Origin of the sequence: Kocuria sp. HSID16901 (assembly GCF_003989425.1) — a bacterium.
In the GTDB taxonomy this organism is placed as follows: Bacteria; Actinomycetota; Actinomycetes; order Actinomycetales; family Micrococcaceae; genus Rothia; species Rothia massiliensis.
In genome coordinates, this window is record NZ_RBLM01000002.1 from 387,537 (window position 1) to 407,372 (window position 19,836).

At 58.7% G+C, this 19,836-nt stretch carries 18 protein-coding genes; all 18 read left to right on the forward strand.

Going from position 1 to position 19,836, the window contains the following annotated elements:
• Positions 1–45 precede the first annotated feature (45 nt).
• The 18 genes from D8M21_RS03960 (at position 46) to D8M21_RS04045 (ending at position 19,812) form a co-directional block, all read left to right on the forward strand.
• Complete coding sequence (locus D8M21_RS03960; protein ID WP_048678293.1) at positions 46–354, forward strand: hypothetical protein; 309 nt, start codon at positions 46–48, stop codon at positions 352–354.
• 161 nt (positions 355–515) lie between these two features.
• Complete coding sequence (locus tag D8M21_RS03965) at positions 516–1,346, forward strand: undecaprenyl-diphosphate phosphatase (RefSeq protein WP_048678295.1); 831 nt, start codon at positions 516–518, stop codon at positions 1,344–1,346.
• A gap of 32 nt (positions 1,347–1,378) precedes the next feature.
• Positions 1,379–2,677, forward strand: a complete 1,299-nt coding sequence (gene mshC, locus D8M21_RS03970; RefSeq protein ID WP_048678297.1) for a cysteine--1-D-myo-inosityl 2-amino-2-deoxy-alpha-D-glucopyranoside ligase — start codon at positions 1,379–1,381, stop codon at positions 2,675–2,677.
• 6 nt (positions 2,678–2,683) lie between these two features.
• Positions 2,684–3,784: a site-2 protease family protein gene (locus D8M21_RS03975; RefSeq protein ID WP_048678299.1), complete on the forward strand. Its 1,101-nt coding sequence runs from the start codon at positions 2,684–2,686 to the stop codon at positions 3,782–3,784.
• An 88-nt stretch (positions 3,785–3,872) separates the two neighbouring features.
• A complete protein-coding gene (locus D8M21_RS03980; RefSeq protein ID WP_048678300.1) occupies positions 3,873–4,916 on the forward strand; it encodes a tRNA (adenine-N1)-methyltransferase in 1,044 nt (347 codons plus the stop codon).
• Between the two features lie 26 nt (positions 4,917–4,942).
• The gene (gene arc, locus D8M21_RS03985; RefSeq protein WP_053089918.1) at positions 4,943–6,652 is read left to right on the forward strand and encodes a proteasome ATPase; all 1,710 of its coding nucleotides are present in this window, start codon (positions 4,943–4,945) and stop codon (positions 6,650–6,652) included.
• Positions 6,649–8,235: a depupylase/deamidase Dop gene (dop, locus tag D8M21_RS03990; RefSeq protein WP_053089919.1), complete on the forward strand. Its 1,587-nt coding sequence runs from the start codon at positions 6,649–6,651 to the stop codon at positions 8,233–8,235. The genes arc and dop overlap by 4 nt, the downstream gene beginning before the upstream one ends.
• A 21-nt stretch (positions 8,236–8,256) precedes the next feature.
• Positions 8,257–8,457: a ubiquitin-like protein Pup gene (locus tag D8M21_RS03995; protein WP_048678302.1), complete on the forward strand. Its 201-nt coding sequence runs from the start codon at positions 8,257–8,259 to the stop codon at positions 8,455–8,457.
• 5 nt (positions 8,458–8,462) lie between these two features.
• Positions 8,463–9,896 (forward strand): Pup--protein ligase, encoded by a 1,434-nt coding sequence (pafA, locus tag D8M21_RS04000; RefSeq protein ID WP_048678303.1) that lies wholly within the window; start codon positions 8,463–8,465, stop codon positions 9,894–9,896.
• Between the two features lie 98 nt (positions 9,897–9,994).
• Entirely contained in the window at positions 9,995–10,954 is a 960-nt protein-coding gene (locus D8M21_RS04005; protein ID WP_048678305.1) for an FKBP-type peptidyl-prolyl cis-trans isomerase, read from the forward strand.
• 52 nt (positions 10,955–11,006) lie between these two features.
• Complete coding sequence (locus D8M21_RS04010) at positions 11,007–11,402, forward strand: FKBP-type peptidyl-prolyl cis-trans isomerase (RefSeq protein WP_048678306.1); 396 nt, start codon at positions 11,007–11,009, stop codon at positions 11,400–11,402.
• Between the two features lie 40 nt (positions 11,403–11,442).
• On the forward strand, positions 11,443–13,518 hold the full coding sequence (locus tag D8M21_RS04015) for a helix-turn-helix transcriptional regulator (RefSeq protein WP_082156606.1): 2,076 nt from the start codon (positions 11,443–11,445) through the stop codon (positions 13,516–13,518).
• A 21-nt stretch (positions 13,519–13,539) separates the two neighbouring features.
• The gene (locus D8M21_RS04020) at positions 13,540–13,911 is read left to right on the forward strand and encodes a hypothetical protein (protein ID WP_048678308.1); all 372 of its coding nucleotides are present in this window, start codon (positions 13,540–13,542) and stop codon (positions 13,909–13,911) included.
• Positions 13,901–14,206: a Sec-independent protein translocase subunit TatA gene (gene tatA / locus D8M21_RS04025; protein ID WP_048678309.1), complete on the forward strand. Its 306-nt coding sequence runs from the start codon at positions 13,901–13,903 to the stop codon at positions 14,204–14,206. Before D8M21_RS04020 ends, tatA begins: the two co-directional genes overlap by 11 nt.
• A 90-nt stretch (positions 14,207–14,296) precedes the next feature.
• Entirely contained in the window at positions 14,297–15,151 is an 855-nt protein-coding gene (gene tatC / locus D8M21_RS04030) for a twin-arginine translocase subunit TatC (RefSeq protein ID WP_048678311.1), read from the forward strand.
• Positions 15,152–15,235: 84 nt separating this feature from the next.
• Positions 15,236–18,067, forward strand: a complete 2,832-nt coding sequence (locus D8M21_RS04035) for a DEAD/DEAH box helicase (protein WP_048678313.1) — start codon at positions 15,236–15,238, stop codon at positions 18,065–18,067.
• Between the two features lie 17 nt (positions 18,068–18,084).
• Positions 18,085–18,933: a hypothetical protein gene (locus tag D8M21_RS11390; RefSeq protein ID WP_193389224.1), complete on the forward strand. Its 849-nt coding sequence runs from the start codon at positions 18,085–18,087 to the stop codon at positions 18,931–18,933.
• 129 nt (positions 18,934–19,062) lie between these two features.
• Complete coding sequence (locus D8M21_RS04045; RefSeq protein WP_274542913.1) at positions 19,063–19,812, forward strand: polyprenol monophosphomannose synthase; 750 nt, start codon at positions 19,063–19,065, stop codon at positions 19,810–19,812.
• The last annotated feature ends 24 nt before the right edge of the window (positions 19,813–19,836 follow it).

The following is a 19,836-nucleotide window of genomic DNA, read 5'->3' on the forward strand; positions in this document are numbered from 1 at the left end:
ACCATCGGTGTTTTCACGGGCGTAAAAGTCGGCTAGTTTAGGAGCATGACTACGGAACCGCGCGTCGCGCTCAATTCGCTCATTCAGGCTCTCGAGGAACATCTGACCGCCCTGTCAGCCAAGCGCGGCGAGCAGGACACCGCCGTGGAAAATGCTTACCTCGGTATCGCGGATGCCTTTGAGGTATATGAGGACGCCATCTACGTCGCGTATAACGAAGTCACCCCGCTGGAAGTCTTCGTGGAAGATGACGACGAGGACGAAGAAGACTACGACGAACTCGACGATCTGGACGAAGACGACGAATTCGAGGATCTCGATGAGGACGACGAGGACGAGACTCCCTCTCGGTAATCTCTCGGCCGGATTGGAACGACGGCAGGGACTCCTATCACGGAGTTCCTGCCGTTCTTCTTTAACGAACAGCTGACAAGTCACAATGAGTAGCCTGTAACTTCACCCACAAAGTGTGGTGCCTGAGAAGAAGCCCGAAGATGAGTATGTAGAGTCGAGGCGTGGAATGGATACAAGCAATTATTCTCGGCCTCGTTCAGGGCCTGACGGAGTTCCTGCCGATCTCATCATCGGCGCACGTGAGCATCGTGGGGCAGCTACTGCCTCATAAGGATGACCCGGGAGCCGCGTTCACCGCGATCACCCAATTAGGTACGGAAACCGCCGTCATCTTGTTCTTCTGGCGAGACATTGTGCGCATCATCTCTCGCTGGTTTCTCTCCCTTCGAGGAAAGGTCAGCCGGCAAGACCCCGATGCTCGCATGGGTTGGTTCATCATCATCGGATCCATCCCGATCGGTGTGTTGGGCCTGCTCCTTCAGGACTACATCGACACGGAATTCCGTAGCCTATGGATCACCGCGACCATGCTCATCGTTTTCGGTGTTTTCCTAGCCATCGCTGACCGCATCGGAAAAGAACAGCTGAAACTCGAAGACCTTAACGTCAAGCACGGCGTTCTCTACGGATTGGGACAGGCCCTCGCGTTGATTCCCGGGGTTTCGCGCTCGGGCGGCACCATCATGACCGGTCTTTTCATGGGATATACCCGAAAGGCCGCAACACGCTATTCCTTCCTGTTGGCCATTCCCGCGGTCTTCCTCTCCGGTTTGTACAAGCTGGCCAAGTCGCTCTCCGACGGATTTGACCCCTTCTATTCGGCCGGACCCACCATCTTGGCCACAATTATCGCGTTTGCCGTGGGCTATGTGATGATCGGTTGGCTCCTGAAATTCATTTCGAGCCATAGCTACAGCGTCTTCGTGTGGTACCGAATCGCCGTCGGTCTGCTCGTCTTCGTTTTGCTCGGCACTGGCGTCATCGCCGCATAAATCTTCCCGCCCGCTCCCGTCGAAAGGCGTCCATGCGTACGTGGTCCGCACCGCACATTCCTGATCTTCAGACCGCCGGCCCTGTGCCGTCGGTATTCGACTCACGGCTCCATGAGATCGTGAAGCTTCCCGAAGACCGCGAGTCGGCCTCCCTGTACGTGTGCGGAATTACTCCGTACGACGCAACGCACATGGGACATGCCGCCACGTACGTGACCTTCGATCTGCTGAATCGGGCCTGGATCGATGCGGGATACGACGTCTCGTTTGTCCAAAACGTGACTGACGTGGATGACCCGCTCTTGGAACGAGCGGAACAGACCGGCGTCTCCTGGGAGGCTCTCGCGGAAGAGCAAACGGATCTTTTCCGTTCAGACATGGAGGCACTCAACGTCATCCCTCCGAATCACTACATTGGAGCCACGGAGTCGGTCGATTGGATCGTTCCGTGGGTAGAGCGGATGATCGAGGACGGCTTGGCATACCGGGCCAGCGGATATACCGACGACGACGACGTGGAGCATCCGGACGGCGACGTCTACTTCGACGTACGCGCGGCCGCCGATACGGAACATGAGCCGGCTCGCTGGTATCTGGGGTACGTATCCAACTACTCCGAACGAGAAATGGGACCGCTCTTTGCCGAACGCGGGGGAGACCCAGAGCGACCAGGCAAGAAGGATCCCTTCGACGCACTCTTATGGCGCGCTCATCGTGAGGGCGAGCCGTCCTGGGACGGAGGTTCTCTTGGGCCCGGCCGCCCCGGTTGGCACATCGAATGCACCGTTATTGCCGAACGCTTTCTTGGGATGCCCTACACGGTCCAGGGCGGAGGCAACGACCTACGTTTCCCACACCACGAGATGGGTGCAGGGCATGCCTATGCGATGTCGAAGAATCGCATGGCAGAACACTACGTGCATACCGGCATGGTGGGACTCGACGGCGAGAAAATGAGTAAATCGAAGGGAAACCTCGTGCTCGTTTCTCGACTTCGCGAGCGAGGCGTCGACCCGTCAGCAATCCGATTGGCCATTTTGGCGAACCACTATCGCACCGATTGGTCCTGGACACAGGAGCTTCTGGACGAGTCTGAGGCAAGGATTCAGGTTTGGCGGCGCGTCATGACGGCCGACCCCACCGACGACGACACGCGCTCTAGCGATGCCGTCATCACGGCGGTACGTCAGGCTTTAGCTCAGGATCTTGACGCTCCGAAAGCACTTCGCGCCCTCGACGAGTGGGTGTCCCAGGTGGAGGCCGGAGGCCCCGCTGGAGACCGCCGTGAAGTGGCACGCGTCGTCGAAGCCCGCTTGGGCGTCACCCTCTGAGGTTCCATGAACGGTCATGAAGGTTATCTCATCGGCCGGATCGCGGGAATTCCGGTCCGACTCTCGAGGTCCTGGTTTCTCCTGACCATCCTGATCATCGCCGGCTACGGAAGCTACCTCTCGCAACGTTTCGTCTGGCTTGGCCCTGGAGCATACCTGGCGGCTTTTGCCTTTGCCGTGCTCCTCGCGATCTCCGTGCTCATTCATGAACTCAGCCACGGATTGACGGCCAAGGGGTTCGGTTGGTCGGTCTCTGGCATCAACCTGACCTTGATGGGCGGCCACACGACCTTTAGGTCATCTCATGCCACCGCGGGGCGTTCCGCCATCGTCTCGCTTGCTGGCCCCGTGGCGAATCTCGTTCTGGCCGGCATCGGGTGGGGACTCCTGGCCGGCCTCGATTGGACGGGCTGGCCGGCCTTGGTTCTATATCTCATCACCACATCGAACGGATTTGTGGGTCTGTTCAACCTCCTACCGGGTATTCCCCTCGATGGCGGCTATGCAGTAGAGGCCTTGGCGTGGAAAGTGACGAAGAACCGAGACACGGGGACCAGGACGGCCGGCGTCGTCGGTTACCTGGCCGCCGCGGGGCTCATCGCATGGCTCATACTCTCGGGCACGTGGCACAACGTGGGCATGATCGTCTTAACCATGATGGTCGCCTTCATCGTCATCTCCGGATCCTCGCAGGCCTTCCGAAATGTCCACCTGCGCCAGGCCGTGGACGGAATTTCCGTCGTGGCTCTGGCGAGACCCACCACCGCCGTCAGGCTCACCGACCGTCTCAGCGCATTTCCGCCCCTCGAAGATCCCCGAGGGGTTTACCTGGTCACCGACGACCGGGGTCAAGCACGGGGTGTGGTCGATGCCGCGGCCATGGCGGAGGCATCGGCCGTTGGCGACAACGACGTCAGTGCCGAAGGACTCATGGTTTCAGCGACGTGGGACCGCCCGGTGCCTGAGGGTCTCCAGGGGCACGCCCTGATGTCCTTTGTGGCTCAATTGCCGGGGCGCATCTGGCCTGTGAAGTCGTGGGACGGGCAGCCCACAGTGCTCTTTGAATCCGATGTGATCGAAGCGGTTCGATGTAGCCAGCGCGACTGATGCCCAGCGCGTCCATGAAGCGCGGCCCAACGTGCGAGAATGGTGCGCGAATCAATTTCGATCGTGAATCGTCAGGAGTCGCACTTTCATGGCCTCAGAATCATCGGAGCATCGGCCAACGTCCGTAACCGGCGCGCAAAACCGCAGGGGCCCCTTCCGCGCAGGTGAACGGGTGCAGCTCACGGACGAACGCCGTCGCATGAACACCATAACCTTGGTGGAAGGTGGTGAATTCCACACCCACCGAGGGGTTCTGCTTCACGACGATTTGATTGGCAAGCCCGAAGGAACCGTCATCTCCAATTCCGTCGGGTTCCAGTATCAAGCGCTGCGCCCGTTACTCAAGGACTTCGTTCTGTCGATGCCTCGCGGCGCCGCCGTGGTCTATCCGAAGGATGCCGGCCAGATCATCACGATGGCGGATGTCTTTCCGGGGGCGAGGGTGATCGAAGCCGGTGTTGGTTCCGGGGCTTTGAGCATTTCCTTGCTCCGCGCCATCGGCGATTCCGGTCATTTGCGTTCCTTCGAACGTCGTGAGGAATTTGCCGATATTGCTGCCGGCAATGTCGAAACGATGTTTGGCGGCCCCCATCCCGCGTGGGAACTCACCCTTGGCGACCTCGCTGAACAACTGGGGGAGTTTGAAGCGCCGGGCACCGTTGATCGCGCGATCTTGGATATGCTCGCCCCCTGGGAGTGCGTATCCGCCGTCGCGACCGCTCTCGCTCCGGGCGGCGTGATCATGTGCTACGTAGCTACGGTGACGCAGCTATCTCGCGTTGCGGAGGCATTGCGCGCGGATGGTCGCTTCACCGAACCCGAATCCTTCGAGACTATGGTGCGCGGATGGCACGTCGAAGGACTCGCCGTCCGGCCCGACCACCGCATGGTCGCACACACAGGATTCCTCATCTCGGCTCGCAGACTCGCCGATGGTGCGCAACGCCTGGCTCCCAAGCGACGAGCCTCGAAGTCAGATTTCACCGAAGAAGACATGAATGCATGGACTCCGATGTCGTTGGGCGAGCGGAACGTCTCAGACCGTAAACTGCGCCGTGCCGGACGCGATGCCCAACGGCAAGCGCAGAACGCCGCACGCTCCGGACACGATGCGGACACTAGTGGTCAGTAACGTCGCCGCGGTGAGAACATGGATTCATGGCCGAATCTGAATCCACGATCAACCCGCGCGACCACGAGATGACCCTCCGGCAGCTCAATGTCTTGCGCGACCAACGCTTGAACCTCAATAAACAGTTGAAGGAATCAACGTTACGCAACGACAAATTGGTCCGTACCCTGGAAGGGGCACGTAGCGATATTCAGCGTCTCAAGCAGGCCATCGCTCAAGATCTCGAAGCTCCCATGAACCAGGCCCAAGTGGTCCGGGTCAATCACCGCAATATCTCGTCGTCTTCCATGAACGACGACGTCGCCCCGCTCGTATCGACCCAAGCCAGCCTGGACGTGGTGATGGGCGGGCGCCGGATCAGGATCCCGGTGAGCCCTGTGCTATCGCTCGATGAGGTCAAAGTCGGCATGACCGTATTGCTGACAGAAACCGTCGGGGCATGCGCCTGCGTCGGATATCGCGAAACCGGTGAGATTGCGAGCGTCCGGGAGATTTTGGGTTCCGACCGTTTGGTGTTGGGGACCGGTTCGAATAACCAAGTCGTCGCCCTGCGTTCGGGACAGTTGGTCGAATCCGAGGTCAAGATTGGCGACGCCGTCTCCTTCGATTCGGCCAGTGGCATCGCGCTGTCGCTCGTGCCTAAATCCGACGCCGAAGACCTGGTGCTGGAAGATACTCCGAATGTTTCCTACGAGGACATCGGTGGCCTGACGCCTCAGATCGAACAGATCCGCGACGCCGTCGAACTTCCGTTCTTGTACCCGGAGCTGTATCGAGAGCACGATCTCAAGCCGCCGAAGGGCATTCTTCTCTATGGTCCTCCCGGAAACGGCAAGACCTTGATCGCTAAGGCCGTGGCCAAGTCCCTGGCCGATCGGATGACCGGTGACGCGCAAGACGGCACATTGCGCGGATACTTCCTCAACATCAAGGGCCCGGAATTGCTCGACAAATTCGTCGGTGAAACCGAGCGACAGATCCGCGCCATCTTTGCCCGCGCACGGGATAAGGCTACGGCAGGAAACCCCGTCGTCATCTTCTTCGACGAGATGGAATCGTTGTTCCGAACGCGTGGTGCGGGCAAATCTTCCGACGTGGAAACGACCATCGTTCCTCAGCTCCTCGCCGAGATCGACGGCGTCGAGTCGTTGGACAACGTCATCGTCATCGGCGCCACTAACCGCGAAGACATGATCGACCCTGCCGTGCTTCGGCCCGGTCGACTGGATGTCAAGGTTCGCATCGATAGGCCCGATTACCAAGGCACCGGCGAGATCTTTGGACTCTATGTGCACTCCGAGCTGCCGCTTCGTGCGGACGACGTCTCGAAGTACGGTGGCGACCGAAATGCACTGGCTGCATCCATGATCGAAACGGTGGTGGCCGACATCTTCACCCGGGACGAAGAGCATCGGTACTTGGACGCCGTCTTGGTCGATGGCCGGCGAATCCCCGCATATTGGTCGGATTTCCTCTCGGGTGCCTTGATCCACAACATCGTGGATCGTGCCAAAAAACTCGCCATCAAATCCTTCCTGGACGATGAGGTGAAGGGTTTGAGCGTCGAGCATCTCGTGGAGAGCGCCCGGACGGAATTCTTGCAACAGCGTGATTCCGCATCACGAGGCGACGTTGAAGATTGGCTGGGACGAATTGGGCATTCGGTTCCGCTCTCAGGCATTGAATTTCCTAGCGGAAGCCTGGAGGCCAGCCACTCTGAACGAGGAATTTCATGATCTTCGAACGTGCCATGGGCACCGAAACGGAATTCGGCATCATCTGCCCGGACAACCCTGGAGCCAATGATTCGGTGCTGTCGACCTTGGTGGTCGACAGCTACCCCCATGCGGCCGCCGAATCCGGGTGGGATTATGCCTCCGAATCGCCGTTGGAAGACGCCCGTGGGTTCCAGATGGGGCAATCGGAAGCACACCCGAGTCAGCTGACCCATCAAGGTCACGTATTGACCAGCGAAGACATCGCTCGGGAGGTTCTGGATGATTCCCCGAGCATGGTGAACCGATCATTCTGGGACCGTGCCGTGATGAACCGCGTGTTGCCTAATGGGGCCCGTTTTTACGTGGACCATGCGCATCCTGAATATTCCGCGCCGGAGACCACAAATCCCTGGGACGCGACGATTTGGGACCTCGCAGGCGATCGCATCGCTGCTGCGGCGGCCACGTCAGTCGGACGCAGGTACGCCGAGTCGTGGCCAGAGGCCATCCACCTCTACAAGAACAACACGGATAATAAGTCCGTCTCTTACGGCGCTCACGAAAATTACCTAGTTCCCAGATCCCTGAATTTTCAGAAACTCGCGCGTCATCTCTTGCCGTATTTCGCGACGCGTCAAGTCATCACGGGCGCCGGCCGTGCGGGCATCGGCGCGAATCATGTGAGGCCTGGCTTTCAGATCAGCCAACGGGCCGACTTCTTCGAGCGAGAGATCGGCTTGGAAACCACCATCCGCCGGCCGCTCGTCAACACCCGGGACGAACCTCACGCGGATCCCGAGCGCTTCCGTCGCCTCCACGTGATTACGGGAGATTCGAACCTGTCTCATACTTCGACACTCCTTAAACTGGCGAGCGCGGCCGCCGTGCTGACGCTCATCGAGCACGACGAGGTGCCGGACCTCACGTTGGCAAACCCGGTGCAGGCCATGATCGAGACAAGTCATGACCTGACGTTGGAGCGACTCCTGACGCTCAAGGACGGACGTCGAATGACGGCCGTACAGATTCAACGGGCTTATGCCGAGGCCGCCCAACAGTTGGCGGAAAAACGTGGATGGAACGACGAGCGAACCCGGCGGACCTTCGACCTCTGGTTCGATGTTCTTGAGGCTTTGGAAAACGATGTGTTGTCGTTGGCTAACCGCTTGGATTGGGTTGCCAAGTACGCTCTCATCCGGCAATACGAAGGCCGCGGTGTCGGTCTTGACGATCCCAAGATTCAGGCACTTGACCTTCAATATGCCGATTTACGGCCCTCGAAAAGTCTGTACACCAAGTTGGTCTCTTTGGGCCGCATGAAAACCCTTGTGGACGACGCCTCAATCGACGACGCCGTCGTCGAGCCTCCCGAAAACACTCGGGCTTACCTCCGCGGCAAGATTTTGGGCCGTTGGCCTCACCAGGTGGATTCCGCAGGGTGGGATGTCCTCACGGTCACAGACCCGGCAACGGATCGGCGACACCGGTGGCTTATGGAGGACCCCGCGCGGTGGACTCGCGAGGAAACCGAGCATGTGATCAATTCCAGCTCGAACGCGCATCAGGCCCTGTCCCGTCTCGGCCTGCGTAAAATTCAATGATGGAGAAAGGACAGGATCACCGTGGCACAATTTCGTGAATCATCGCAGCAGTCGGCACAGGATCAGTCGCAAGAAGAAGACGTGAGCCTTGTTCGGGGTGAACATTCCCTGGACCACGATCTCGTCAGCGAAACCGACGACATCTTGGATGAAATCGACAGCGTTCTGGAAGAAAACGCGGAAGACTACGTCCGCGGGTTCGTCCAGAAGGGCGGCCAGTAGGCTACATGCAACGCAGGATCTTCGGAGTAGAAACCGAGTTTGGCATCCGATATTCCATGTCAGGGATGGGCCATTTGGGTCCCGAGGAGGCAGCACGGAAGCTGTTCCGCCCTGTAGTGGATTGGGGCCGCTCGTCGAACGTGTTCCTCGAAAACGGCGCTCGGCTGTATTTGGACGTCGGATCGCACCCGGAATACGCAACGGCAGAATGCGCCGAGCTGACGGACCTCGTACGGCAAGACAAGGCCGGCGAACGGCTCTTTGAGCGCTTGGCGCAACGCGCCGAGGAAGCCCTGATAGCCCAGGACATGCCCGGGCGATTGCACCTTTTCAAGAACAACGTCGATTCTGCCGGCCACTCGTTTGGCTCTCACGAGAACTATTTACTTTCGAGGAAAGCAGAGTTTTCACGCCTCGTTCGCTTCTTGGTTCCGTTCCTCGTCAGCCGGCAGATCGTGGTGGGCGCGGGTCGAGTCCACCCAACCGGTCCGCCCGAGGCCCAAGGCGCTCCTGGAACGGGCGAGGCTTCGTACTCGTTCTCACAACGCGCCGACTATGTATGGGAGGCTTCATCCTCGGCGACCACGAGATCGCGCCCCCTCATCAATACCCGCGACGAGCCTCACGCCGATGCCTCACAGTATCGCCGCCTCCACGTCATCGTGGGAGATTCCAACATGTCCGAGACCACGACCTTGGCTCGGCTGGGCATGACGGACGTCATCTTGAGAATGATCGAAGATCACGCGAACCTCGAGGACCTGGAACTCGCAAATACGGGCCAGGCGCTCAGGACGATCTCTCACGATCTCACCGGTCGCGAAACGGTCGAGCTGAAAGACGGACGACACATGTCGGCCTTGGACCTGCAACGGTATTACCTAGAGGCGGCACAGAGCTTCTTGGCAGCACATGGGTCTCACCGTTCGGAAACGGACTATGTCATGGATCTTTGGGCGCGCACCTTGGACGCGGTAGACCGTCAAGATACATCCTCCATCGACACCGAAATCGACTGGGCGATCAAGAAGAAATTGCTCGACCGTACCGCCGCAAAGCGTGGCTGCGATTATTCAGATCCTAAAATGGCCCAACTGGACTTGGCTTATCACGACATCAATCGGGCCCGCGGTATCTACTATCTTCTCGAACGCAAAGGCCAAGCAAGGCGTTGGGTCGATGAGGACAGCGTTATCCGCGCGGAGTCCGTTTCGCCGGAAACTCGTGCCCGGATTCGCGGTCGGTTTATCGCCGCTGCACAACACGCCGGGTCCGACTACACGGTGGATTGGGTCCATTACAAGATTAATAATGTCCCCGCGATGGCCCATGTATGCCAGGATCCCTTCGCCACGTTCGATGAGGACATTGAACGAACCATAGAACTCCTGCGAGAAGCGACGGCTTCGGGGTCAACCCCCATGCCACCGCTGATCTGACACGTCCAGGAATTTCGCCGTCGAGTCATCTAGAGTCGACGCCGTGCCCTTGGACGTCACGAATCGTCCCGACCGCAAACACAGTGAGGAAATATTCCGTGCGTAGATCCCTGAAAATCTCTGCCGCAACCGTAGCCCTGGCGCTTGCCTTGGCCGGTTGCAGCAATGATCACGGCCTCGACTCCATCGACTACAAGGATCAAGGCGCGGACAAGGCGCCGTCGATCTCCTTTGAGACCCCGTTGACCGTGAAAGACGACTCAACGCGTCAGCTCAAGGAAGGTGACGGAGAGAAGGTTGGCACGGGAGACACCATCCTCGTCAACGCGGCTGTTTTCAACGGAGCGGACCAAAAGAGCCAAGGGGACACCTATTCCGGCGCTCCCATCCCGATTACCGTCAATGACGACTTGAAGGACAAGCTGCCGAAGGTCTACGACATCCTCAAGGATTCCAAGGTTGGAACCACATTCGCCTACGCGAAGAAGCCCCAAGACAACGCCAGCGCAGGCGCATCGGGCGGTTCGGATGCCAGTGCCGTCGAGATCTACAGCATTTCGAAGAAGCTGAAAAAGTCGGCCGACGGAGAAACAGTTCCTCCGAAGGAAGGGCTACCGAAGGTCACGATGAAGGACAGCGGACCGGAGATTTCGATCCCCGAGGGCCAGCCTGATCCGACGACGTTGACCTCGCAAAACCTGATCAATGGCAACGGTGATGAGGTCAAGGAAAGTGACCAAGTTTTCGTCAAGTACTCCGGTGTGAAGTGGTCGGACGGAAAACAGTTTGATTCGAACTGGACTAAAGACCCAAACGGGTTCCCGCTGAACCAGGTCATCAAGGGCTGGACCGAGGGCCTCAAGGGCAAGAAGGTCGGTGACCGGGTGCTCTTGGTCGTACCGACGGATAAGGCTTATGGCACCAAGGAATCCTTGGGTGCAAACGCACAGCAACCGGCAGGACCGTTGGTCTTCGTCGTCGACATTCTCGGGACGTCGAAGGCCGATCCCGCTCAGGGCGCGGGGCAGGGCACCGGCCAGGGCACAACACAGAAGTAGAACTCTCGAGCTATCGCGGAGGCATCCCGCGGGGCTCTCAGAAAGGATCGATATGTCATTTGGACAACGCAATCTGGATCGCACCAAACCTGAGGTAGATTTCCCCGACGGCCCGGTTCCCACCGAATTACGGAGCATCGACATCATCGAAGGCGCGGGCCACGAGGTTCAGCCCGGAGACCAGGTTCAGTGCCATTACGTGGGCGTGACTTACGAAGACGGTGAAGAATTTGACGCTTCATGGAACCGTGGCGAACCGCTCGCATTCCGAGCGGGTGTTGGCCAGGTCATCGAGGGTTGGGATCAGGGGCTTCTCGGCATGAAGGTCGGAGGCCGCCGCCGTCTCGAGATTCCGTCTCAGATGGCCTACGGCGAGCGGGGCGCTGGGGGAGCCATCGGGCCTAACCAGGCGCTCGTCTTCGTCGTGGACCTCGTGGACGCCCGATAGTTCAGGAGCGGGGTCGCTTCGGCGGCCCCGCTCAGTTCTCATGGCTACGACCGTACCTGAGAGGCTCTTCGCCTTATACAGTCTCCTCGTCTCCCAAGAGCGCCCCATGACCAGGGCGCGCATCCGGGAGAGTATTGACGCATATCGGAGTGCGAGCTCTGATGCGGCTTTTGAACGGACCTTCGAACGAGACAAATCGGCGTTGCGGCGTCTGGGGATGCGCCTGCAAACGAATACTTTGCGCGGAGAACCGGTCTATAGCCTGGACCGCAATCGCCTCTGGCTGTCGGAAGAAACATTTTCGCCTTCCGACAAGTTGACCCTGGGGGTCGCGGCCCGCCTTTGGTCGGACCCTCACTATGCACGGGATGTAGATCGCGCGGTGAGGCGACTCGGATATCGTGACGAGAATTCCACCGAACCTCACAATCGCTGGAGTCCGGCGTTGAATGGGGGAGGAGATCACCTCGATCTCGTGCTTGAGGCTCTCGCCCAAGGCACCGAATTGCGCTTCAACTACCGCCGTGTCGATTCCTTCGACGCTTTGCCCCGCATCATGAGGCCCTGGGGAGTAGGGCAACGATTCGGGCACTGGTACGTCGGTGGTTGGGACTCTGACCGGAAAGCCTTTCGCACGTTCCGCTTGTCCAGGATGAGCGCCATCACGCAATCGTGGACCACGCTACCGGCAGCCGACCCGGAGTTTTCCATGGCTCGAGTGCTTGCCGGAATCACCGAATCTCAGAGTCCTGCGGTAAAACTCACCTTTCCCACCCATGCTTGGCCCATGGTCATGGACTGGGTCGAAGACGGCACAGCGCTTCGCGGGATGGATGCGCTCTCGGAAATTCCTTCCTCGATGGAGCAAGGCCAAGTGGGGAGCGCATCGATTACTGTCGATGTCCCGGATATCCAAGAGTTGATCCGGTGCCTCGCGGAACTGGGTGGTGCTGTCACGGTCGAGGTCAGCAACGACGCTGGATTCTCCAGCGCGGAGATCAATGATCGGGTCGAGGCACAGGCTCGGCACGCTGTCGAATTGCAGGACGAAGTCTCCTCGGCCTATACCTCGGGGGCCGTGCAGATTGAAGCCCCGCGCAGGGAACGTCATCGAGAGGCGAGCGAGCGACGGTTCGTTCGTCTCGTCGATCTCGCATCATTCCTCGGATCGCATCAGGGTTGCACGACGGGAGAGATCGCGAAGCATCTGGACATTCCGCCGTCGCAAATCAACAAGGATTTGATGGCCTTGGCCAACGCTGGATCTGAGCTACTGGGCAGCGCCTACATGATGGTGGACGCACATGACGACGTCGTCCGGGTCGAGCTTCCGCGAGAGCTGGATCAGCCCCTCAGCCTCGCTCCTGACCAGACCATTCGTCTCGTTCTCGCCTTGCATCTTTTGGGGGAGATCAGCCCAGGACACCGTGAGCAGACTCGGGGCATCGCCGATAAGCTCGCAAAAACGGTGACCCTCGCTAGCGTCGAGTCCGATCAGCTCTCGGTCCATCTCGAATCCATTACCACGGAACATCTGTCTATCCTGCGCGAGGCAGCTGACGAAGGCCGTCATGTAGGCATCCTGTACCGTTCACGGTCGCAAAGCTCCGCTACGTGGCGCACGGTGCGGCCCACTAAGGTTTATGCAGACGGACCCACGTGGTACGTCAGCGCCGCCGACGCCAAAGACGGCCTAGAACGCACCTACCGGGTCGCATCTATTCGGGCCATCGAACGTGAGACGCCACCTGTCCCGGGTGTCCCTGCTGAATCCACGGCGGCTCACGGTGGTGACAACGAATCGCCGCAAGATACCACCGCTCACATGTGGGTCGATGCCTCGTGCCCCGAGCTTTCGGCTCTCATGAATGGAACTCAACTCGGCCAGGCACGGATATCGCGTGCGGATGGTTCCAGCATCGAGGGACAGCTCATCGAGGTTAGGGTTCGCAGCTGGTTCAGTCTGTACCGGATGATGTTGCACCACGCGGGGCGCATGGCATTGTGGCAGCCACAATTGTGGGCACCAGAATGGCGAAGAGAGCTCTATCGACGCCGGATTCTACAGAATCCCTGTGACCCAAGCGATCGGCCAGGTCAGCCTACTCACAGTTGATGGATGCGTATAATGGAACCCATGCCTTGGTGGTTTTGGATACTCTTGTGGACGGCGCTCGTCCTCGTATCCGCGGCCGTCCTCGGATTACTGATGTGGTGGGTCATCCGTCGGTTCTTCAAACTGTTGGATGAGATCGGCACCCTTGGACAAGATATGACAGAGCGATGGGAGAAGTCGTCGAGTTCTGTGGCCACCGGAATACGTGAGGCCCCGGTTCCCGGCATTCTGATACCCGTTCATCAAGCTCGCGAGGAGTATCTTCGCGAACGCACGAAGCGACACGAACGTCACGTCGCCCAACGCATCGCGCGCCGTGACCACCGCGGTCAGCCTCAGAACGTGAGGGACCTATACCGCGGTGATAAGAAAGGAAAATCTCATGCTCGGTAGGCTCTTCGATCACCCCCTCTACTTGGTGATCCTTCTGGTCATCATCCTGTTGTTGTTTGGCGCTCCGAAACTTCCTGGCATGGCCCGAAGCTTGGGCCAGTCCATGCGTATCTTCAAGTCCGAAGTCAAAGAAATGAAGGACGACAAGTCCGACAAATCTGGCCAGGGTCAGAAGAACAGCGTGGTTAATGGAGAGGTCGTCAGCAATGGCGACGTCGACTCGAACGGTTCGCACGCGCCCGGTGGCGCCACCGCCGAGCCCAATGTGCGTGATCAGGGGACGTCGCACCGCTGATCGTTGGTCTCGACGAGTAGGTCCGTGCTGGAAAGGCATGGACCGCTTGGCGCTGTACCGACCTTGGAGACACAAGGACACTCAGAAAACATGGCTTCAAAGTACAGCCGGAAGGGAAATCCCGAGGCACAGATGGCCCTGCGGGAGCATCTCCGGGAATTTCGCAATCGGTTAATTAAGGCCGCCATCGCCACGGTCATCGGCGCCGTCGCAGGGTTTTTCTTTTACAATCCCGTCATGAAGGCGATCACGGAGCCTATCGCCGAGATCGCCTCCGAGCATGGCCGTCACGCCACCATCAACTTCAACGGAGTGGCCTCCGCTTTTGACGTGATGGTTCAGGTTTCGCTAGCCATCGGTCTGGTCCTTGCCTCACCAGTGTGGCTCTACCAATTGTGGGCCTACATCATGCCGGCCCTTCATAAGCGGGAGAAGCTCTATGCCTTGAGCTTTATCGGAGTCTCCGTCCCGCTTTTTCTTCTCGGGATCTTCATTGCGTGGCTGTGCATGCCGGCCGCAGTTTTCACGCTCACGGCATTTACCCCCGAAGGTCAGTCAAACTTCATCGAGGCCAAGACGTACATCTCGTTTGTCGTCAAGCTGATTCTCTCCTTCGGAATTTCATTCGTGGTGCCAGTGGCCCTGGTTGGAGTCAATATGATGGGGCTGATCCGCGGACGGACCATCCTCAAGTCATGGCGCTGGGTCGTGGTCATCGTGGCGTTGTTGGCTGCTATGACTGCTCCAGGAACCGACGTCATGACGATGTTCTACCTCATGGCGCCGCTACTTCTCCTGTTCTTCCTCGCCATCGCGATTTGTATCTTCAATGACAAACGACGGGATAAGAAGAACGCCAAACTCGCAGAATCCTATGGAATGGAAGCCGACCAGGCGACCCCTGCCGGACGACTCAAGGATTTAGGTCTCGAAGCTAAGGACTAACGTTCTGGGAATACTCCAAGACGCTCATCCGGCGGTGAGCGGAATTCGGTCAGGTCAAGGATCTAGACCGGTAGGGTGGGGTATATGCCTAGTTACGCCGACCAATACCGCGCGGCTCGGGCGCGAAACGAGTACTTGCGCTCTCCGCTTGGCGCCTTTGAAGAGTCGCTGAACTTTCCCCTGGATGATTTTCAGCGCGAAGCCTGCGAAGTCCTCCAGCAGGGAGATGGCGTTTTGGTGGCGGCACCCACCGGAGCTGGCAAAACTGTGGTGGGGGAGTTCGCCGTCTATTTGGGTCAGCAACAGGGCAAAAAGGCCTTCTATACGACCCCCATCAAGGCCCTCTCCAACCAAAAATTCCAGGACCTGTGCAAGACTTACGGCTCCGAGAACGTCGGATTGCTGACGGGTGACGTGGCCGTCAATTCCGAGGCCCCCATCATGGTCATGACCACCGAGGTCTTGCGGAATATGTTGTACGCCCAATCGAGCACGCTGGACTCGCTCGGCTACGTCGTCATGGACGAAGTTCACTACCTGGCCGATAGGTTTCGCGGCGCTGTCTGGGAAGAAGTCATCATCCACCTGCCTGAATCCGTGGCGGTTGTGTCCCTCTCCGCCACGATTTCCAATGCCGAGGAATTTGGGCAGTGGCTCGACACCGTCCGGGGTTCCACCACGGTAGTCGTGTCCGAGCATCGGCCCGTGCCTCTGTGGCAACACGTCATGACGGGACATCGCCTGCTGGATCTCTTTGCCGATAACACGACCATCTCGCGTGCCGCTGACATCGTACGTTCCGGAGACACCGAGAAGCTCAAGGTCAATACCGAGTTGTTGAAGGCGACCTCGAAACGTGGGGGACCTCGGCGAGGACGCAAGGGCAAGGGCCACGGTCGTTCCGGGTCACCACGGATGCGACGCGCTCCACGCCCCGTGGTCCTCCGTTCCCTCGAAGAGGATGGTCTCCTCCCGGCCATTTACTTCATTTTCTCTAGAGCCGCTTGCGACGACGCCGTAGGCCAGTGCATCAATGCCGACATTCGGCTCACAGACGACCGTCAAGCCCAGCTGATCCGGGCCTACATTTCGGAGGCCACCGCAGCGATTGATCTTAAGGACCTTCGAGTTCTGGGATTTGATCAGTGGCGCGAAGGCTTGAGCCGAGGAATTGCGGCTCACCACGCCGGCATGTTGCCGCTCTTCAAGGAAATCGTTGAACAACTCTTCTCGATGGGACTCGTGAAGGCGGTCTTCGCCACGGAGACTCTTGCTTTGGGCATCAACATGCCGGCGCGGTCGGTGGTGATCGAAAAACTGTCCAAATTCAACGGCGAGCAACACGTCGACATCACACCGGGGGAGTACACACAGCTCACTGGACGAGCCGGACGACGAGGCATTGACGTCGAAGGCCATGCCGTTGTGCTCTGGGACGACGGCATGGACGCCCGCCAAATTGCTGGGCTGGCTTCCCGACGGACCTATCCGCTCTATTCAAGCTTCCGCCCTACGTACAATATGTCGGTCAACCTGCTGGACCATTTTGGTTCTGATCGGGCCATGAGCATTTTGGAGTCTTCTTTTGCTCAGTTCCAGGCCGATAAATCCGTGGTAAATCTGGCGTCCAAGGTCCGTCGCCAAGAGAAGGCCCTTGCTGGCTACGAAGAGTCCATGTCATGCCACCTCGGCGACTACGTGGAGTATGCAAACCTCAAGTACAACCTAAACCAAAAGGAAAAAGCCTTCGCGCGAGACCGAAAACGGGCGAACCGCGACGCCGTTGATTCGTTGTTGCAATTGCTCACGCCAGGGGACGTGATCGAAATTCCGCGCGGTAGGAGCGCAGGAACGGCGGTCGTCGTCGGCAAACCCCAAGGAGGGTTTGAATCACGGGTTGGCATCGTGACCCTTTCCGCTCATCTCCGTGTGGTGGGACCCTCTGACTTTGACGGCGACGTCAACGTGATCTCAAGGGTTAAGGTTCCCAAACACTTCACGGGGCGCACCCCGGAAGAGCGTCGTGACATGTCGGCTCGCGCCACAGCCGCACTTGACGCCGGAAAACCGCCCCGCTCTATTTCGGCCCCTGTATCTCCGGAGTTCGAGTATCGACGTGATGAGCGCGAGGGGATCGCGCGTCTTCGCAAGGCCGTCGAGAATCATCCATGCCATGGGTGTTCCGAACGCGAAGACCACGAGCGCTGGTTCAATCGTTGGGTGAAGTTGAAGAAGGAAACCGATTCACTCCGGCATCAAATCGACTCCCGAACCAACACGATTGCTCAACGATTCGCCCATATCCTCGAATTATTGGCGGAGTACGACTATGTGGCCCCAGGAGCGGATGGCACACCTGAGCTTCAAGTACAAGGTGAAGCGCTGAGGAAGATTTATGGAGATCGCGATCTCTTGACCACACTGGCCTTACACGGCGGGTACTTCCAAGATCTGGATCCCGCGGCGTTGTGTGCGGCGATGTCGGTTCTGGTTTTTTCCGGTAAGAGGGAAGAAACGGTCTTTATGCGTCAGTATCCCGCTGGATTAGGCGGCAGGGTGGATTCGCTCCATGCGATGTGGACCGAGCTGACGAGCCGAGAGCGTCGCCACAGGCTTCCAGAGACGCCCGTTCCCGACGTCGGGCTCATGTGGTCGATCTATCGGTGGGCGAGAGGCGGTAGCTTATCCCAGTCCCTAGAACGGTCCGACCTCGTTGCGGGGGACTTCGTCCGAGCTACCAAACAGGTGATTGACGCACTAGACCAGTTGGGTCACGCCGTCGATGATGCTGACTGGCGCACTGTGTGTGAAGCCGCCATTGGACTGATCAAACGGGGAGTCATCATTCATGAATTGGATGCGCCATCAGGCGAGGACGAGACTCCAGAGTTCATCGACATTTTCGATGAGGCATGAGAAAGAGAATAAGGACATTGGAAATTTTTCGTGGCGATGAAACCGTCATGTATCGGAATGGATCCGTATATAGCCCAGCCGACCCGTTCGCGACGGCCGTCTTGGTACAAGGGGAGCGCGTCGTATGGGTCGGGGAAGAGGCCGGCGCGGACTCCGTCGTCGATGACTCGATGCACACCGTCGACCTCGACGGACTGATTTTGGTCCCGGGTTTTGTGGGGCGAATCGACGCTTCTCAGGCTTCGCAAGATACGGATGTCCAACTGGCGCAGTCAGGCTACACGGCGAGCGTCGTGGCGCAGGACGATTCATGGCACCTTCGACAGGTATTCACGGATCAAACGTTGGATCTCCCGTCAGCCGTCCGAGTAGCCGAGACAAGCCAAAACTTCACGGACATCGAAGATAGCGGGCTCCTGCTGTCCGCCGACCTCAACGACGAGCAATGGATCGACGTCGTGAAAGACCAGTTGAAGGCAGGCTCAGCTGTCGGCCTGGTCAGCTCCAGTAGCGTCGTTGGTGACTCTACGACGTTGAACCCCTGGGAATGGGCGACCCGAGGACTGAGACTGAATTCCCAAGATTCTGTGGGTTTGCCGAGTCGCGCCACGTTCACCGCTCAGACACGAGGGCTCAGGCGACTGTTTAGGGCCGGCGGACCGTTCGGAGGCCAAATCGTTCCCGACGCGCCCGCAGACTTCGTAGGCTGGCGGGCCGAAGCGCTCATGGTGCAGACGGCAGACACACGCATCGCAGCATGGAGTACAGACCCCCGAGCAAGGACCCCATTGCTTCCGGAGTTGAACGAACATTCTTTCCCAATAGCCCAGATAGCTCGTGTAGGTTCGAGAGAGCTTTCGTGGTGACATCCCAGGTCGACTCGGGTGACCCGAATTGGTGACAACCTGGGATAAGGTAGCCGCCGGTACAATTAATAAGGCCAACGTCATATCGGGGATCCGCGAGGACGCGTGATCTCAGCAGGAGAATACATAGTGCGACTTAAGACCCTGACCGTGATCCCCACGTTTAACGAGATTGAAGCTCTTCCCGTGGTCATGAAGCGCCTTCGTGCCGCCCAGCCCGAAGTGCACGTTCTTGTGGTGGACGACAACAGCCCCGATGGGACCGGCCAACTCGCGGACCGGCTCGCCGCAGAGGATTCATTGATTCACGTCCTGCATCGCGAAGGCAAAGGTGGCCTTGGAGCGGCGTATATTGCCGGATTCAAATGGGGTCTCGAACGCGGCTATGACGTCCTGGTTGAGATGGACGCCGATTGCTCACACCGCCCCGAAGAACTCGGCGGCCTATTGGAAGCCGTTGAGCAGGGTGCCGACCTTGCGATCGGTTCACGCTACGTTCCCGGCGGCAAGACGGTCAATTGGCCGTGGCACCGGCAGTTCCTGTCGTGGGGAGCCAACGTCTACGCCCGAACCATGTTGGGCACCACCGTCAAGGACATTACCGCCGGCTACCGCACGTTCAGAAGCGAAACCCTGACGAAAATTGACCTCGACACCATTGAATCGGTCGGTTACTGCTTTCAGATCGATTTGGGCTGGCGAACTCAGCTGCAGGGCCTTACTGTCGCTGAAGTTCCGATCACCTTTGTGGAGCGCGAGGTCGGGGACTCCAAAATGGATTCAGGCGTGATCTTCGAATCCATGACGAAGGTTGCCCGATGGGGTCTTGGGGCGCGGCTCAAGACCTTACAAAATAAGCTCGCTCGGACGAAGGCATAAGGAAACCACTCCGCTGCATACGAT

Bases quoted from the DNA above. Each gene is read 5' to 3' on its own strand.
- D8M21_RS04015 (WP_082156606.1), top strand. From the start codon at position 11,443: ATGGCTACGACCGTACCTGAGAGGCTCTTCGCCTTATACAGTCTCCTC.
- D8M21_RS03960 (WP_048678293.1), top strand. From the start codon at position 46: ATGACTACGGAACCGCGCGTCGCGCTCAATTCGCTCATTCAGGCTCTC.
- pafA (WP_048678303.1), top strand. From the start codon at position 8,463: ATGCAACGCAGGATCTTCGGAGTAGAAACCGAGTTTGGCATCCGATAT.
- arc (WP_053089918.1), top strand. From the start codon at position 4,943: ATGGCCGAATCTGAATCCACGATCAACCCGCGCGACCACGAGATGACC.
- mshC (WP_048678297.1), top strand. From the start codon at position 1,379: ATGCGTACGTGGTCCGCACCGCACATTCCTGATCTTCAGACCGCCGGC.
- D8M21_RS04010 (WP_048678306.1), top strand. From the start codon at position 11,007: ATGTCATTTGGACAACGCAATCTGGATCGCACCAAACCTGAGGTAGAT.
- dop (WP_053089919.1), top strand. From the start codon at position 6,649: ATGATCTTCGAACGTGCCATGGGCACCGAAACGGAATTCGGCATCATC.
- D8M21_RS03975 (WP_048678299.1), top strand. From the start codon at position 2,684: ATGAACGGTCATGAAGGTTATCTCATCGGCCGGATCGCGGGAATTCCG.
- D8M21_RS04035 (WP_048678313.1), top strand. From the start codon at position 15,236: ATGCCTAGTTACGCCGACCAATACCGCGCGGCTCGGGCGCGAAACGAG.
- D8M21_RS04020 (WP_048678308.1), top strand. From the start codon at position 13,540: ATGCCTTGGTGGTTTTGGATACTCTTGTGGACGGCGCTCGTCCTCGTA.
- tatC (WP_048678311.1), top strand. From the start codon at position 14,297: ATGGCTTCAAAGTACAGCCGGAAGGGAAATCCCGAGGCACAGATGGCC.
- D8M21_RS03980 (WP_048678300.1), top strand. From the start codon at position 3,873: ATGGCCTCAGAATCATCGGAGCATCGGCCAACGTCCGTAACCGGCGCG.
- tatA (WP_048678309.1), top strand. From the start codon at position 13,901: ATGCTCGGTAGGCTCTTCGATCACCCCCTCTACTTGGTGATCCTTCTG.